Origin of the sequence: Longinema margulisiae (assembly GCF_025266855.1) — a bacterium.
Classification (GTDB): domain Bacteria; phylum Spirochaetota; class Brevinematia; order Brevinematales; family Thermospiraceae; genus Thermospira.
Map to the genome: position 1 here is coordinate 1,461,300 of NZ_CP053071.1, position 16,440 is coordinate 1,477,739.

The window sequence follows — 16,440 nt, forward strand, 5'->3', positions numbered from 1 at the left end:
ATGGAAGAAATGTTGGTTTATGAAAGAGATGAGTGGTTTTCTCGTGCCAAACAAGCCATGGACAACAAGACAAAACCTCTTGGTTCCTTAGGTTTTTTGGAAGAGATAGCCTGCCGTCTGGTGGTCATTCAGCGTTCTCTTAAGCCCTCCGTAGAAAAGGTGCTTGTGGTGGTGTTTGCTGGTGATCATGGAATTGCCGAAGAGGGTGTTTCGCTCTATCCTCAGGAGGTTACCTACCAGATGGTTTTGAATTTTCTTCGGGGGGGAGCGGCCGTCAATGTCCTTGCCCGTCAGGTGGGGGCAGAACTTTTAGTGGCCGACCTGGGGGTGAAGGGGGTATTTTCACCCCATCCCGCGCTTCTCTCTCTCAAGGTGAGGGAAGCTACTCGAAACGCTCTGCATGAGAACGCTCTAACACGAACGGAAGTGGAAGAGGCTATAGAAGAGGGAAAAGAAGTGGCTCTTCGCTATGGAAAGGAAAAGGATCTTCTGATTGCGGGCGAGATGGGTATTGGGAATACCAGTAGTGCTTCGCTTGTGTTATCGGCTTTGTTTGATATCCCTCTGGATGAGATGGTGGGAAAAGGCACCGGCATGGAAGGGGAAAGGCTCGAACACAAACGAAAGGTTTTGAAAGAGGTTTTTCGGCGAAGGAAATGGGAAAGGAATGACCCCCTTTCTCTTTTAGAGGCCTTTGGAGGGCTTGAGATAGCCGGTATGGTGGGGTTTTATGTTGGGGCTGCTTCTCTTGGCAAGGCTTTTGTCGTGGATGGTTTTATTTCCACGGCGGCTTTTGCTATAGCCTCCGCTATGTTTCCTCCGGTGAAAGAGTATGCCTTTTTGGGGCATCTCTCCGAGGAAAAGGGACACCGCCTTGTGGTAGAAAAATTGGGAATGAAGCCAATCCTTTCCTTGGGCATGAGATTGGGGGAGGGAACAGGGGCGGTTCTCTCTGTACCTATCTTGCGGGCAGCGGCAAGCCTTCTTCGGGAAATGGCGTCTTTTGAACAGGCTGGCGTCTCAAAAAGCCGTGAAGAGGGAAAGGGATAGAGAAAAAAATTTTCTTCAAAACACTTGATTTTTTTCAAAAATATGCTATCATATAAGAAACAAATCCATAAAATGGAGGTAAGGTCTATGAAGAAGACTGTTCTGGCTGTTCTGGCAGTGCTTTTGGCTGCTTCACTGGTTGCCTGTGGCGAAGGTGGTGGAAGTAGCACGACGAAGGCTGCAGGTACTGGTGGCAAGGTGAAGGCAGGGAAGATCACCTTCTCCTACAAGCCCCTTCCTGGTGAAGAGTATGGGGTGATGAACTTGGTTGGTGATTTCAATGGGTGGAATCCTTCTGATCCCAACTATGCTATGGAGAAGCAGGCAGATGGTTCCTGGGCTATCACTGTAGAATTTGCTCCTGGTCGCTATATTTACAAGTACACTGCTGATGGCCAGTGGATCTTCCAGGATCAGTCCGAGGTTGTTGACCAGATGGAACCAAAGCCTACTGGTTTCATGGATGATGGCTTCGGTGGAAAGAACGCTTATATTGATGTTGAATAAGCGTTGTTGAGAGAAAAAACGGGCTGCAAAAGCAGCCCGTTTTTTTGTATCTTGAGGGGATTTTTCTTGAAAAAAATACTTTTTGGGTGTAGTATATTTCTGGAAAAAAAAGAAGGAGTGGTGTATGAAACCATGGGTTGGGATGTTGGGTATAGTTTTTTTGGTTTTTTCCTGTGCTTCTCCTCGTCCACCTGAAGCTAAAGTTGAGATGCCTTCGACACCTCAAGCCCCTGTGCAGAGTTTTCCTGAGAAGATGACTTTTGAAGGAGTGGGGAAGGCCTCTGAATTTGCGGCCAGTCGGCGGATGGCCTATCAGGATGTGATGCGAAAGGCGATCATATCTATTATGGGGGAAAAATCTTATACGACTCAAAAAGACAAAGTTGATGGGCAGTTTTTGAATACCGAAGCCCAGTTTGCCTCTTATATCCTTCAGAAGGAGTGGACTTCTACAAAAAGAGATGAGAACGGAGATCTTCTCCTTTCGCTCAAAGCCACGATTGCCACAAAAAAACTTCGAGATGATCTTGAAGCGGCTGGATTTTTAGGCGGGGCCTCGAAACCAGTCGTGGCCTCTTCTCCGGCTACTCCTACGGCCGAAACTCCGAAGAGTCAGCCAGAGGTAGATCTCTCCTCTGTGGATATTTCTGGTCTCAGTATTCTCATCTACTACAATTCTTCGGCGCTCAAACAGAGTGCTGATGCTGATGCCGAACGTTATGCCCGTCGGGCAGTGCAACTCCTCAATCAGGAACTTCTCCAACAGGGTATCCAGATTTTTGATCTTGAATCAGCAGAAAAAATAGCTCAGGAAAAGAATCTTTTGCAGGAGGAGGCTCGAGGAAATGTGGGTTTGGGTCTTCTTCTTGCCCAGCAGGTCTATGCTGAACTCTATGGGGAGGTGACACCCACGGTGACCTATAGAAATGGAACAACCGCTCATGTGATCCTTGATCTCAAGCTCTATGTTCGTACCGGTGGGCGGGTGATAGCCAGTATCCAGAAGGGTGGGCAGGAGTATGATTCGGTTTCCCTTGAGGCTTCTATCAGTGCCAGTATGCGGGATAGCGTAAAAAAAGTGACAGCGGAACTCATTACTAACTTGAAAAAATACGTAAATGGTGGTAGATTTTATACGGTGAGACTGATTGAGGTGGGTTCTGCTCGTGATGCAACGACCTTTGCTTCGACAGTATCGAAGCTTGAGAGGGTAAAAAATGTGAAACAGACGCTTTACTCCAAAAACGACAGAACCGCTGAATATGAGGTCCAGTTTCAGGGGAACCCCAATGAACTGATGGAGATCATCTTTGATGGGGTGACCACAAAACCGGGGTTTGAGTCGCTGGATCTCTCTACCTTGCGTGGAAACGAACTGATATTTACCATGCAATAACGCATGGAAAAGATAAAAAGGGAAAATACACAAAAGGAGGATCTTATGAAAAGATCGATGTGGTTCCTTGTGATGGTGGCTATGGCAGGGCTTATGGTGGTAAGTTGTGGTGGTAAAAAGCCACAGCCAGCTCCCCAGCAGCCTCAGCAGGTTTCTCCTGATGCCGAGGCCCTGAGGATCAAAATCTACACCATTCAGGCAAGCGAAGAACCAAAGCCAAAGTGGGTGAACAAGCGCTGGTATATTGGCAAGGATGAAGAGGGAGTAAAGACAATTTATCTCACGGTTTCAGCTCAGGCTGTTCGCAAGGACAATGCCGCCCGGCTTGCTGAGGCTGAGAAGATTGCCAAGCTCACTGAGGCTATCAAGCAGGTAGCTACCCGTGAGTTTGCTTTGGCTCGTGCTGGTATGCTTGATCCTGATTCAGACAAGGCTCTTGAGACCTACTTTGAAGAGACCATTGCTGCTGTGTCCAAGAATGTGAACATCTCCGGTGCCATGAATGTGGCTGATTACTGGGAGTATGTTCAGGAAGTGCAGGGTGGTGAGTCCAAGACCTACTACATCTACTACAAGCAGTATGCGATGCCTTATGCTCTCTTCGAAAAGGCTCGCAAAGACGCCTGGGAAAAACAGCCCAAGCCTGTGAATAAGGATCTTCAGAACAAGGCTCAGAAGGTGCTGGAGAGTATCAGCCAGTACGAGGATCAGGTTGCTCAGGGCGAATAACGTTGGAAAAAAGCCACCCTTCGGGGTGGCTTTTTTGTTTTGAGGGTGTTCTATGTCGTTCTACATTCATACAGAATGGATATTTTCGCACAAAAACTGAATACTTCTTCGACCATCTCTTCTCTTTCAGTGTTGGGCTATTTTTTTACTCATCTTTCTTCTTTCATGAAGCGCTCCTGCGCGGGGCAAAAGGGGCGTTGTCCTCGTCGCATGCTACGCATGCGTCTCGAACGGACAATAGGCCGCTTTTGCGGGTAAGTAGAAAGACCTCTTCTCTTTCCGGGGAAGTCCTTCCTCCGTGGACGACATCAACTCGTCCTCCTGACTTCGGAAGAAGCGCTTCCGCGCGGGACAAAAGGGGCTTTCGCCCCTTTTGAAAACCCCGCCCCCGTCCCTGCGGCGGTTTTTGTAGCCAACGACCTTCATCCCCCTTGGCGGGCTGGAAGAAAAACCTGTAGCCCCCTCTCTTCTGTAGCCGACCGGGGACAGTCCTCCATGTCTGACCCCGGTCTTCCTCGCCACCTCCTGTGGCTCGGACACCGGTAGGAGAATGGGGCTTTCTCCCACCAGCCCGCGGGGCATATGTTCCCAGGGGGGCTTCTGTCAGAAGGCACCGCAGGCAGGGGCGGGGGGATATGGCGATGTTTTAGCAACAGGGGAGTGTATGGGGATAGAGGAACCCTGGCTATAACCATATTTCAGCTAACAAGACCTCCTCAGGTCATTGGAGGGAACACACAACAATCGGCTATCACCTTGTTTCAGCTAAGGTCATGCAAACGTGGGCCAATGGCTATTACCATGTTTCAGCCAAAGGTTACATTGGTTAAACGTTTGACCCAACGGCTGTTTTGCTGAAATATGGTAATAGCCCCTCTCTTGTGAAACAACACGATCAAAACTCTCTTCCAAATTGTGTTAACACTCATTTAAAATGACGTGTTCTATCGCAATAGAAATGTCGCCTTTTTAAAATAAGGGTAACCACGAAGAAAGGGGTTACCATGAAAGAGGTGATACGCATGACGAGAAAGGCGATGGAGAGAGCGAAGGTGATGGAAATGATCAGGACAAAGAAAATCACCCAGAGAAAGGGGGCGGAGAAACTCGGGCTAAGCGTAAGACAGGTTCAGAGGATTTACCAGAAATATCTTGAAAAAGGAGATGAAGGGTTAAATCATGGGCTTGTAGGACGCCGTGGAAATAACAACAAGGACGAAATCAGGGAATTAGCTCTTGAACTTTACAGGAAAAACTATCAAGGGTGGGGTGCGGTGTTAGCGGCGGAAGAGATCACAAGGGAAACGGGAGCCAAAATATGCTCTCAGACGCTCTATAGATGGCTTCGTGAAGAGGGATTGTGGGAAAGACGGAAAAAGACCCCGAAGCACCGTCTACGAAGGCCGAGAAAGGCTTCTTTTGGGGAAATGATTCAGAAAGCATAAGGGAATAAAGACGATAGAAGAAGCGAATAGATATCTGGTAGAGGAGTACTGGGAGAGGCACAATGCCAAATACAACAAAGCACCTCTCTCAGAGGAAGACCATCATGTTCCCCTTCTGGAAGGGCAAAACCTCAAGGATATGGTATGTTTTTCTGTGAAGAGGAAAATATCAAGGGACTACGTTGTGAAACATAAGACGAGGTATTTTCAGCTTCCAAGACAAAAAAGTATAACTGTGAAACCGGGGGACAGGGTAACCATCAAAACATGGTTAGATGGTTCTGTCCATATTTACAAGGAGAGTGTGGAACTGGAGTACTATGAGATAAGCTCCACAGGACACAGAGTCCCCTCCACACCTCCCCAAAAGACGACATTTCTATTGAGATAAATAAGGCGACATTTCTATTGAGTTGCGAGAACTAATTTTTCTTTTTCTTGAAAAAAAATATTTTTGTGGTATACTTATAGTATGAAAAGAATAGGAATCAAGTATCTGTTTATTTTCGTTTTCCTTTTTACAGGAGTGTTGAGTTTTTTAATGACAATTGGTCAAGAATACTTTTGGCTTAGGAAAAACGAAGTAGAAAAAATAAAAGAATATAACTTACCAGCAACTGTGGCGCTGGGAAGAGTGATAGAAAGTTTTATTAAGAATAAAATTGAGCTTTTGGGGCAAGTGGGGAGAGAGATAAGTAAAACAGGAATAAGTAATGGGTGTAATTTTGAAATATTAAAAAGTGTTTTGTTTCGAAATACTGATATATTGGGTATAGGAATTGTTGATTTCAGAGGGAAGTTGGTTTATTATTCTCCAGAGATTCACAAGAAAAATATAGACGAGCTGTCGGTATTTTTCAGAGAAAGGAATAGTTTGGAACCCCAAGTGGGGGATATTGTAGTAGAAGAAAAAAAAGTTTTTATTCCGATTAAAGTTCCTTTAATAACAACGAAAACTAATATTAGAGGGTATATTTTTTGTGAATACGATGTAAACGCTATAAGAAATATAATATGGAATTATTCTCCTATAGAAAACATCCGGATTACTTTGGTGGATCGAAAGGGGAGAGTGATTTCCACTCCATTTTTTGAAAAATTGGAGATGGAAAATGCTGATTTTTCGGCCACAGACATATACAAAGAAGCAATGAAAAAAGAAAAAGGCATGGCCTATTTTGTCTCGATGAAAGATGGTAAAAAAAAATTGGGAAGCTATTACCGAACTACTTTGGGATGGATTGTATGGATTGCTGTTGATATTAATTTAATAAATACAAACATTATGCATGCTTTACGAAATTCTTTTATTGCGTTTTTTTTCTTTTTCTATTGAATTTAGGGGTGAGTATTGGGATAAGTTTATATATTTCGAAGTTATTATTTACTCTTTCTACTTATGCTCAGTGGATTGCGCAAGGGAATTTTTCATTGGAGCCTCTCAAGAGGGAAAAACGATGGTATGAGTGCATAGAAGAGACCTATATGTTGTATGAGTCCATATCTAACATGGCTCATCAGATTCAAGGCATATATGCAAAACTGGAAGAAACCATCACGAGCAAAACAGAAGCATTGCAAAAAGCTCTATTCCAGATTGAAGAGGTCAATGTAACTCTTGCACAACGAACGAAAGAAGCAGAGGGGGCAAATCAAGCTAAGAGCGATTTTTTGGCCAACATGTCACATGAATTGAGAACTCCTCTGAATGCAATTCTTGGATTTTGTGAAGTGTTGCTTATGGAGGATTCTTTCTCTGAGGAACATAAAGAATATCTTGGATATATATTGAAGAGCGCCAGGCATCTTTTGGAACTCATTAATGATATTTTAGACCTATCTAAAGTGGAAGCAGGAAAAATGGAAGTATCGTTGGAAAAAATAGATTTAGAAAATTTGCTTCAGGAAATGGTTTCTTTTTTCAAAGAAAAAGCCATAAACCGTCATATTAAGATAGAAATTTCAATTGAACAGGGAATTGATTATGTGTTTGCAGATAGAAGAATGTTGAAGCAAATATTTTTCAATCTTTTAAGTAATGCTTTTAAGGTGGTTGATGATTATGCTCAAATTGGGGTAGAGGTATACAAGATTTCTGCTCAGGATACGAATGAACATAATTGTTCGCTATGTTTTAGTATTTGGGATACGGGGCCGGGTATTTCACGGCAAAATCAAGAAAAATTGTTTCGTCCTTTTACTCAGTTAGAGGAGTCTTACACGAAAAAATTTGAAGGAACTGGACTTGGTTTGAATCTTTGTAAAAAGTTGGTTGAATTACATGGAGGAAAAATTTGGATTGAAAGTGAAGAGGGCAAGGGGGCAAGATTTAGTTTTACTATTCCGTGTAAGAAGGAGGGAAATGATGGGAAAGATATTGATAGTAGATGATAATGAAATTAATTTGAAACTTTTTGAGGCTATCCTTAAAAAAGTAGGGTATGACTATGTGATTGCCAAAAATGGAATAGAGGCTGTAGAGGTAGCCGTGAAAGAGAAACCCTCTCTCGTTTTGATGGATATTCAAATGCCCACCATGGATGGTGAGAAGGCATTTCATTTTATAAGAGAAAAAGAAGAAACAGCAGATATTCCAATTGTGGCTATTACTTCTTATGCTTTAAATGAAGACAGAAAAAGACTAATAGCTGCGGGATTTGATGGATACCTTTCGAAGCCTATAAGTGTTGAAGATTTTTTAAATGAGATTAGGAAATTTTGTAGATAAGGGGAAATATATGAGGGAATTGCAAAGAGAAAAAAGAATTTTGGTTGTGGATGATAATGAGCCAAACCGAAAATTGCTTGTTGTTTTACTGAAAGAATATGTTGTCGCAGAGGCTGCCAATGGGAAGGAAGCTCTTCAACTGGTATGGCAATTTAATCCAGATCTGATTTTGCTGGATATTATGATGCCAGAGATGGATGGATATGAGACTACTCAAGAATTAAGAAATAATCCAATAACAAGTAGAATTCCCATAATCTTGTTGACCTCGCTTCAAGATAAGGAATCCAGAATAAGAGGTCTTCAATATGGAGCAACTGATTTTCTCTCTGCTCCAGTTGATCCCTCAGAACTTATGGTGAGAGTGAAAAATTTACTTAGAGTGAAAGAGTATGAAGATTTTCTTCTTTATAATAATGCTATTTTGAAGGAAGAGGTGGACAAAAAAACTATTGAGGTGAAAGAGGCTTTTATTGAGACAGTTTATCGGCTTACCCTTGCTGCTGAATATAAAGATGAGGATACCTACACCCATATAAGAAGGATTGGTTTTTACACAAAATATCTTGCTGAAAGGTTGGGCTTGGATGGTAAAACAGTGGAGTCTTTTTATTATGCAGCTCCCATGCATGATATTGGCAAGATGGGAATACCAGATAATATTTTGTTGAAACCAGCCAGATTAACAGCAGAGGAATTTGAAATTATGAAAACCCACACTATTCTGGGAGAAAAAATCCTAAAAGATTCTCCATCGGAAATTCTTCGGATAGGAGCAAAATTTGCGATAAGTCATCATGAAAGATATGATGGAAGTGGTTATCCTTTTGGACTAAAGGGGGAAGAAATTCCTTTAGAAGGGAGACTTCTCAATATTATTGATCAGTATGATGCCCTTCGCAGTAGAAGACCTTATAAGGAGCCTTTGTCTCATGAGCAGACTGTGAAAATCCTTACAGAAGGGGACGGAAGAACATTGCCCACACACTTTGATCCCTATATTCTTGATGCTTTCAAAACCTCAGCGAAAATGTTTGATGAGATCTATGCAGAGCATCAAGCCTGAAAAATTGATAGCATTACATATTCGTGTAATGCTATCAAAAAGGTAATAAAGAGCAGAATTTGCTAAAAAGATCTTTATTTAAAAAGTTATTTTTTTAAATAGAAAAGACAAACAAGCCCGCTGTAAACAGAAAAAGCGGCATAGAGGGATGTAACCCCTGCCCCAGAAAGGGTAGGAAAATATCCCCGGGTGGGTCTCAAATTATGTAATAAAAAGCCTTTGCATAAAGGGGTAAGGGCTTTGGGATAAAGGTATTCAGACAACACTCTCTTTTTTGAAAAAAAACTCTTTTTGTGCCATAATATACGAAAAGTGAATGGGAAGGACTATGTTTGCGACGGAGTCATTTCGCCCGACCTGGGTGGAAATTGATCTTTCTTCATTAAGGAAAAATGCACAGACTCTTCTCAGCCGTACAGGGGGAAAACCTCTCATTGCGGTAGTGAAAGCCGATGCCTATGGGCATGGGGCGGTAAGGGTAGCGAAAGCCCTTGAAAAAGAGGGGGTGAATTTCTTTGCTGTGGCCACCCTTGATGAGGCTATAGAACTTCGGGAAAATGGGGTAAACTCAGATATCCTGATTTTAGGTCCTGTTGAGGAAAGGGGAATGGACTCTCTTTTCACCTATCGTCTTGTGGCGACGGTGATTTCTTCTTCCTATGCAAAAAGCCTGAGTGAAAAGGCAAAGAAACAGGGGCAATCTCTTCGGGTCCATGTGAAAATTGATACAGGTATGGGAAGGCTTGGGATTCGTTATGATGAGGCTCCTGAAAGACTTGAGGAAATTATGTCTTTGGAGGGGCTATTTCTTGAGGGGATTTTTTCCCATTTTCCGTCGGCGGATGTGGACAGGGATTTTTCCGAAGAACAGGTTCGGCGGTTGAAAAAGATCCGGGAAAACATGCGTTTAGCTGGAAAAAAAATCTCCCTGTGTCATATAGCCAATAGTGAGGGTATATGGAATATCCCATCGTCTTTTGGAGAGGAGTTTACCCATGTGAGGCCAGGGATTTCTCTTTATGGGGTGGCTTCGTCGGAGAGAGGGCTTCTTCCGGTGATGTCTCTCAGGACAAAAATCGTCCAGATAAAACCTCTGCGAAAAAAAGAGACGGTGAGTTATCTCAGGCAGTATGTCGTGCAAAAAGAAAGGGAATACATAGCGGTACTTCCTTTGGGGTATGCGGATGGGGTGTCAACCTGTGGATCCGGGAAGTATGAGGTGGTTATCAAGGGGAGACGGTATCCTCAGGTAGGTCGTGTGTGTATGGATTATATGATGGTGAGTTTGGATGACAATCCGGATCATATAGAAGAGGGGACGGAAGTAGAAGTTTTTGGATCTTTTCTTTCTCTTCAAGAGTTTGCTCACAAGAGTTCTCGTATTCCCTATGAGGTGATGTGCGGGGTATCGAAACGAGTCCCCAGATGGTATAAGGGGGAGGAATGATTATTGATTTTCATACTCATTTTTATCCTGATGATGTAGCCCCAAAGGCCATAAAAGCGATGAGTGAGGCAAGCGGTTATACGCTTTATGGAGACGGGAGTTATCACAGTCTTCTTCGTTTCATGGAGGAAGATGGTATTTCCATGGCGGTGAATCTCCCTGTGGCAACAAAACCAGAACAGGTGGTTTCTATCAATCGACGGATGTTGGAATGGAACCAGAAGCAGAGTCGGGTGCATTGTTTTGCTACCTATCATCCTGATTTTCCCTCTGTGGGGAATATGGAAGAGGAACTCTCTTTTCTTGCCCAACATGGCATGAGGGGGATAAAGATTCATCCCGAGTATCAGCGTTTCTATCCTGATGATCCGCGTTTAGCTTCGTTTTATGAAGCCTGCGCGAGGTATAATTTTCTTCTTCTCATCCATGCGGGAAGTGATGTGGCCTTTTCAGAAACCCATGCGACACCAAAAAGGCTGAGAGAGGTGCTCAAGGTTCGGGGTCTTCGAGTGGTTTTAGCCCATATGGGTGGCTACAAGCAGTGGGAAGAGGTGGCCAATCATCTGGTAGGATTACCGTCTCTCTATCTTGATACTTCCTTTTGTCTTGATCTTCCCAATCCCCTTTTCAAGGAGATGATTTTGGCTCATGAACCTTATCGGGTACTTTTTGGGAGTGATTTTCCCTGGGTGAGACCAGCCCAGATGGTGGAAAAGATTCGCTCCTTAGATTTGGGGAGAGCCAATGAGGAGTTGATTTTCTCAAAAAATGCTCTCTGGCTTCTTGATATTTGAGAGAAGGAATCTTTGCACGAATGTGCGAAGGTCTCAAAAAAAGTGATAAAAAAGCAAAAAGAGTATAAAAATATTTCTTACTATAATAAAAATACTTTCTTTTTGAATAAAAAAACAAATAAGCCCTCGTGAACGGAAAAATCGGGGTTTCAGGGGCATAGCCCATGACCCAGATAGGACAAGAAAGCACCCGTGCAGGCTCTCGAGAAAAAGGAAATTTTGAAAAACCTTTTAATTTTATGCTTGCTATAGCCGATAAATACAAGGATAAGTCGAAACACGAGAAAGGGGTGATATATGGCCTGGCTGCAACCTTTTAAGGCTGGCTACTACAATTCACAAAAGATAGCCCGGATTGATGAATGTTTATCACAGCCTTTTGATGAGTTAGATGAGGGAGAAGTAGCTCAGCTTCAAAAGAACCCCTACCATTATTCTCATGTGATCCGCACGACTCCGGGGGAACAGGAAAGCTATGTTGCTGCCAAGCATAAGCTTTTTGGATGGTTTATTCGAGATGTGGTTGTCTTTGACAAGGTGACCTCACTCTATGTGTATGAGCAACCCTTTCTCCATCAGGGAACGGTGGCAAAACGTTTGTCTCTTTTTGCGCTTGTCTCTCTCGAGGAACTTTCCAGGCGTCTTCATCTCTACGAAAATACCATTGACGAATATGTTGAGGATTGTTATCAGCGGGTGATGACATCGCAGTGTAGTTTAGAGCCCATTCTCATTGGGTATTACAATCCCTCGCTTCGTTTTTCCGAACTGGTTTCCAAAAGCTTAGGGGAAAGGCCTTTCTTCTCTTTTGGAGATGCCTCAGAAAACGAACACCGTCTTTATCAGGTAGCTGAACCCTCTCTCATCGATCATGTGGCCACGGCTCTTCAGGGTGAGAAGCTCTATCTTCTTGATGGCCATCATCGTTTCAAGGCGGCCCTTCGTTATTATCAGGAACAGAAGATGGCCAGAGGCTCTGGATATACGGGTACAGAACCCTGGAATTATGTGATGGTGTCCTTGGTGAATATGGCTGATGAGGACTTTGGGATTGGGCCATGGAATCGTCTCATCAAAACACTCCCCCAGTCTGCCCAGGATGTCCTGAAGGCCATAGGAACCTCTTTCAAGTTAGCCGCTATTCCTTTTCAGGATGCGCTCACTGAGAAAGCAGCAAGAAAGAAACTTCGTATGCTTCTTTCTGACTATGCCTCAAAGGGGGTGGTGGCTTTTGGTATTTCTGTGGCTCAGGCGACGACCAAATACTTTTTAGCAGTAGGAGGGCAGGGATTTTCTCCAAAGGTGGTAGATACCCAAGTGATTCAGGGTATTCTCGGGCTTACCCCACGCTATCCTGATGTGCATTTTGAGAGTCAGGATACCAGAGCCTTTGATAGAGTGAAAAACAAGCATTATCAAATGGCTCTTCTTCCCCAAACGTTGAGTTTGAAAGAGTTTCTCTCACTAAATCCCAATGAAACCTTTGCCCCACGTTCGTTTGATTTTTATCCCAAGGTGCCCAGTGGGGTGGTGTTGTATTCGTTTAAGTATTCCTGGTAAACGAGGAGGCAAGATGAAAAAGGTTATTCTTGTTCTTTTTGCAGGGATTTTTTTAGCGATTGCTGGTTGTCAGAGGGACAAGGCTTCGGTTGAGGAAGATGTTACCAGGAACGCAAGTCTTTTGAAGGACGAGGTGCTTTCTCAGACAAATACCGTGGCAACTCTTTCCAATGAGGTGGCTCTTCAAACGATTGAACCAGTTGTCCTGACGACGAATGCAGTTCCATCGCAGGGTGAGGGTTCCTCTCTTCCTGAAATCACCCCTATTCAGGACAAACCCGTGGAGGTTCCTCAGAAGAAAACCACTCCTTCACCAACGGTAGCCAAGTCGCCGACCGTGACGAAAGTGGGGAGCTACATGAAGGTAGGAACGGATAAGAGTGGGCAGAGTCTTTCCCCACGACGGTATATCAAGATTTCTTCCTGGGTTTTTACCCAGCAGGGGAAGACAGTGGATTTTTATCTCTATGCGGTTCCTTTCAAGTCGGGAAAGGTTCAGAGCAGCCATCTGATCGGGCGAGTGCGGGGTATAGAGGTGATTAACCATCAGGCTCAGTATACCCGCTACTGGAATGGGATTACCATTCATGGAAACTTTCTCCCCAAAGGGAATTATAATATCTACCTGACGTATGTCATCAAAGACAGTCGGGGCAAGGTGCTGAAGACGGAATCTCGCTATTGGGGAAAGAGTACCAGTTTTTATCTGAAGCTTGAGTGAAGGAGAGAAGAAGCGGAATATGTTACTGACGGTACTAAAGTCCAAAATTCACCGGGCGGTTGTGACCGAAACCAATATTGACTATGTGGGCAGTATAACGATTGATGAGGAACTGATGGAGGCAGCAAACATTTATCCCTACGAACAGGTGCATGTCTGGAATATTACCAATGGTTCCCGGTTGATCACCTATGCTCTGAAAGGAGAGAGGGGGAGTGGGGTTATCTGTATCAATGGGGCTGGGGCTCATCTCAATCGAGTGGGCGATAGGGTGATTATTGCGGCCTTTGGACAGATAGAACAAGAAAAAATTTTTTCATTTTCCCCAAAGATTGTGCTGGTAAATGCCGAAAATAAGATTGATACTATATTAGAGAAATAAACGTAAGGAGAGGTTTATGAGATACAAAGGGACGTGGTTAGTGATAGCATGCGTTATCCTCTTGTTTGGGTATACGACCTCGCTTTTTGGTTGGGGTTTCTCCGAGAGAGATAGGGAAACTGTGAATTTGCAGACGTTTTTGATCAGTGATTTTGGTGACGAAAAGGATCAGACCAACAATTTGGTGTGGAAGGCTCGATTCTCGCGGTTTGCCAAACCGTCGAATATTATGGACCCACAGAGTCCTGTGGATCCAGAGGCATGCAATTCTGATTATTTTCAGGGCAAACCTCTTGGGATTCCTGAAGAAATGGAGCAGAGACAGAAGTGGGTCTTTGGGGTTAAGGCTCAGTATGTACGCAAGGGCTATAACTATGTGGAGATTATCCCTTATCATTTGGCGAGAGCCGGCGTAGATGCCAATGGTAAACCCTCTCATGCAGGGGAGCTCAAAGAGACAAATGTCTCTCTTGTTGGTGTGGTAAAGACCCTGGATATGTGGGTATGGGGTGGAAACTATAACTACTGGCTTGAATTTTATCTCAGGGATTACAAGGGATTTTTGCATCGTATTCCTGCCGGGGACATCAAGTATGTGGGATGGAAGAATCTGAGAACAACCGTTCCAGGCTATGTACCACAGGCTCAGAATCATGTGCCATTTTTGAAACCTCTTAAACTCGAGATGATCAAACTCTGGAGTCATCCAGAAGAGAGAGTGGATCAGTTCTATGTCTATTTTGACTATCTCCAGGTCCAGACCGACGTGTATCTTGAGCGTTTCAATGGTGACGATCTGGCCAACAATAGATGGTAATAAGCCAAAGGAGAGAAGCTATGAAAAGGATCGCAGGAATTGGAATTTTGATAGTTGTCAGTGTGGTTGTCACCACTGTGCTCTTTGCTCAACAGGTCGAGAATACGGGGGGAAACCTTCGCCTTGGGGAGTTTCCTATCATCAATACCAATGCGGGGGAGTCGGCTGATAGGACAGTGGCCACAGAACTTTTGCAGACGCTTTTAGTTGATGATTTTGAAGCCGCAGGTGAGTGGACGGCTTTTATTCCTCGGGACTATGGGTATGCTTCCGCTATTCGCAGGGAAGGTTCTCCTGCTGCTCTTAAATCTGACAAGAACAAGTATGTTCTTGGTGTGAAGGTTTCGTTCATGAAACGGGATTGGTCCTGGCTCTCTATTACCCCGGCAAAACCAGCCAAGATTCGTGGTATTACCAAAAACCTCAAAGTGTGGGTAGTAGGAAGAAACTACCGGCATGTGCTCAGTGTGGTTCTTCGCGATTATCTTGATAGGGTGAAGTATCTCCGCGGTGATAGACTTATTTGGGTTGGATGGAAGCAGATGACGGTAAATATTCCTGATACCATTGAACAGGAAAACTACAAGGTTTCTGAGGAGAGAGGGATTACTTTCATAGGATTCCGTGTGGACTTTGAGCCAGATGATATGATTGGAAGGCCGTTCTATATCTATTTTGACTATCTGACGGCCGATGTGGATCTCTACTCAGAGATGAACCTCAATGCGGATGATATGATTGATAACTGGTAAACGATGGGGCTGTCCAGAGGGACAGCCCCTTTTTTCCTTGCAGGAGGTGGGGGTGAAAAAAGGGTGCAAAAGAGTCTTTCTTGTGGTGATGGTGGGAATTGTCGTGGTTTTAGCCTGTGGCAAGGCGGTGAGAGAAACGAGTGAGTTTCAGTTTACGGAAAGGATACCTTTTGTAAGAGAAACCAATTTTGTGGCACATACGAGTTATGTGTTTTATGGGGTGTTTTCTTCGGATGGGGGGTATCTTGCCACAGGAAGTGCCGATAGAACCGTAAAACTCTGGGAAACTACAAACTGGCGGCAGAAAGGGAGTGTTCGGGAAACCTATCCTCAGATCTGGGGGATGCCCCTTGCGTTTTCTTCGGATGATCGTTATGTGGTTTACGGGGCGTATGATACAATGGCTCTCTGGGATGTGGGACAGCTGAAAACCCTTGTGAGAACGAAGGGACATGCAGGAGGCATCCAGACCATCAAAAAGGCGGAAGAGATGGTAGTCTCTGGAGGGGCTGATGGTTTTCTTCGGCTTTGGAAACTTCCAGAGCTTCATCTTGTCAGGGAGAGAAAAATTTCTTCCCGGGAGATATGGAGTGTGGCTTATGATCCTGTGAAACGGGTGATTATTGCCGGGGGGGAAGATGGTTCTGTGTCTGTGTTTACTTTTCCAGAGCTTGTGCCGATATATACAACAAAGGAACACCTTTTGCCGGTGGAATATGTTTCAGTTGCTCCCGGTGGAAAAATCTTTGCTTCTGGTGGTGGAGAGGGAGTTATTTTTCTCTGGGATGAGGTGAGTCCAACCCCACTCAAAACCCTGAGAGGACACGTAGGGGCGGTGTTGGTGGTGACCTTTTTAGATGACCGTTATCTGGTGAGTGGAGGAGAGGACGATATGGTGCTTTTCTGGGATTGGCGAACAGAAAAGATAGTGGGGATGGAGAATGCGGGATCGGATGTGATGGCCCTGCAGTATGATCCGGTCAACAAAAGGATTTTTGTAGGAACAAGACAAGGGGAGATACAGATATGGAAGTTTCAACCATAAC

General features: G+C 44.2%; 18 protein-coding genes. All 18 read left to right on the forward strand.

Going from position 1 to position 16,440, the window contains the following annotated elements; genetic code table 11:
- The 18 genes from cobT to BREVNS_RS06585 all read left to right on the forward strand — a co-directional run bounded on the left by cobT (nucleotide 1) and on the right by BREVNS_RS06585 (nucleotide 16,439).
- On the forward strand, nucleotides 1–1,050 hold the full coding sequence (gene cobT, locus BREVNS_RS06500) for a nicotinate-nucleotide--dimethylbenzimidazole phosphoribosyltransferase (RefSeq protein WP_483426211.1): 1,050 nt from the start codon (nucleotides 1–3) through the stop codon (nucleotides 1,048–1,050).
- A gap of 87 nt (nucleotides 1,051–1,137) precedes the next feature.
- Complete coding sequence (locus BREVNS_RS06505) at nucleotides 1,138–1,557, forward strand: glycogen-binding domain-containing protein (RefSeq protein ID WP_483426212.1); 420 nt, start codon at nucleotides 1,138–1,140, stop codon at nucleotides 1,555–1,557.
- A gap of 124 nt (nucleotides 1,558–1,681) precedes the next feature.
- Nucleotides 1,682–2,953: a hypothetical protein gene (locus BREVNS_RS06510; protein WP_483426213.1), complete on the forward strand. Its 1,272-nt coding sequence runs from the start codon at nucleotides 1,682–1,684 to the stop codon at nucleotides 2,951–2,953.
- 45 nt (nucleotides 2,954–2,998) lie between these two features.
- A complete protein-coding gene (locus BREVNS_RS06515) occupies nucleotides 2,999–3,682 on the forward strand; it encodes a hypothetical protein (RefSeq protein ID WP_483426214.1) in 684 nt (227 codons plus the stop codon).
- A gap of 1,004 nt (nucleotides 3,683–4,686) precedes the next feature.
- Nucleotides 4,687–5,127 carry a helix-turn-helix domain-containing protein gene (locus BREVNS_RS06520; protein ID WP_483426215.1) on the forward strand — a complete coding sequence of 147 codons (441 nt, stop codon included), beginning with the start codon at nucleotides 4,687–4,689 and terminating at the stop codon, nucleotides 5,125–5,127.
- Between the two features lie 184 nt (nucleotides 5,128–5,311).
- Nucleotides 5,312–5,518, forward strand: a complete 207-nt coding sequence (locus tag BREVNS_RS06525) for a hypothetical protein (protein ID WP_483426216.1) — start codon at nucleotides 5,312–5,314, stop codon at nucleotides 5,516–5,518.
- A gap of 150 nt (nucleotides 5,519–5,668) precedes the next feature.
- Nucleotides 5,669–6,463 (forward strand): cache domain-containing protein, encoded by a 795-nt coding sequence (locus BREVNS_RS06530; protein WP_483426217.1) that lies wholly within the window; start codon nucleotides 5,669–5,671, stop codon nucleotides 6,461–6,463.
- A gap of 173 nt (nucleotides 6,464–6,636) precedes the next feature.
- Entirely contained in the window at nucleotides 6,637–7,518 is an 882-nt protein-coding gene (locus BREVNS_RS06535) for a sensor histidine kinase (RefSeq protein WP_483426218.1), read from the forward strand.
- Nucleotides 7,493–7,855 (forward strand): response regulator, encoded by a 363-nt coding sequence (locus BREVNS_RS06540; RefSeq protein WP_483426219.1) that lies wholly within the window; start codon nucleotides 7,493–7,495, stop codon nucleotides 7,853–7,855. The genes BREVNS_RS06535 and BREVNS_RS06540 overlap by 26 nt, the downstream gene beginning before the upstream one ends.
- 10 nt (nucleotides 7,856–7,865) lie before the next feature.
- On the forward strand, nucleotides 7,866–8,921 hold the full coding sequence (locus BREVNS_RS06545) for an HD-GYP domain-containing protein (RefSeq protein ID WP_483426220.1): 1,056 nt from the start codon (nucleotides 7,866–7,868) through the stop codon (nucleotides 8,919–8,921).
- Nucleotides 8,922–9,249: 328 nt separating this feature from the next.
- Nucleotides 9,250–10,368: an alanine racemase gene (gene alr, locus BREVNS_RS06550; RefSeq protein WP_483426221.1), complete on the forward strand. Its 1,119-nt coding sequence runs from the start codon at nucleotides 9,250–9,252 to the stop codon at nucleotides 10,366–10,368.
- On the forward strand, nucleotides 10,365–11,162 hold the full coding sequence (locus tag BREVNS_RS06555) for an amidohydrolase family protein (protein ID WP_483426222.1): 798 nt from the start codon (nucleotides 10,365–10,367) through the stop codon (nucleotides 11,160–11,162). Before alr ends, BREVNS_RS06555 begins: the two co-directional genes overlap by 4 nt.
- Nucleotides 11,163–11,459: 297 nt before the next feature.
- Complete coding sequence (locus BREVNS_RS06560; RefSeq protein ID WP_483426223.1) at nucleotides 11,460–12,722, forward strand: DUF1015 family protein; 1,263 nt, start codon at nucleotides 11,460–11,462, stop codon at nucleotides 12,720–12,722.
- A 13-nt stretch (nucleotides 12,723–12,735) separates the two neighbouring features.
- Entirely contained in the window at nucleotides 12,736–13,443 is a 708-nt protein-coding gene (locus BREVNS_RS06565) for a hypothetical protein (RefSeq protein WP_483426224.1), read from the forward strand.
- 19 nt (nucleotides 13,444–13,462) lie between these two features.
- Nucleotides 13,463–13,825, forward strand: a complete 363-nt coding sequence (gene panD / locus BREVNS_RS06570) for an aspartate 1-decarboxylase (RefSeq protein ID WP_483426225.1) — start codon at nucleotides 13,463–13,465, stop codon at nucleotides 13,823–13,825.
- Nucleotides 13,826–13,841: 16 nt separating this feature from the next.
- Nucleotides 13,842–14,642 (forward strand): flagellar filament outer layer protein FlaA, encoded by an 801-nt coding sequence (locus tag BREVNS_RS06575; protein ID WP_483426226.1) that lies wholly within the window; start codon nucleotides 13,842–13,844, stop codon nucleotides 14,640–14,642.
- Nucleotides 14,643–14,662: 20 nt separating this feature from the next.
- Entirely contained in the window at nucleotides 14,663–15,394 is a 732-nt protein-coding gene (locus BREVNS_RS06580) for a flagellar filament outer layer protein FlaA (RefSeq protein ID WP_483426227.1), read from the forward strand.
- Nucleotides 15,395–15,446: 52 nt separating this feature from the next.
- Entirely contained in the window at nucleotides 15,447–16,439 is a 993-nt protein-coding gene (locus BREVNS_RS06585) for a WD40 repeat domain-containing protein (protein WP_483426228.1), read from the forward strand.
- Nucleotide 16,440: the final 1 nt, after the last annotated feature.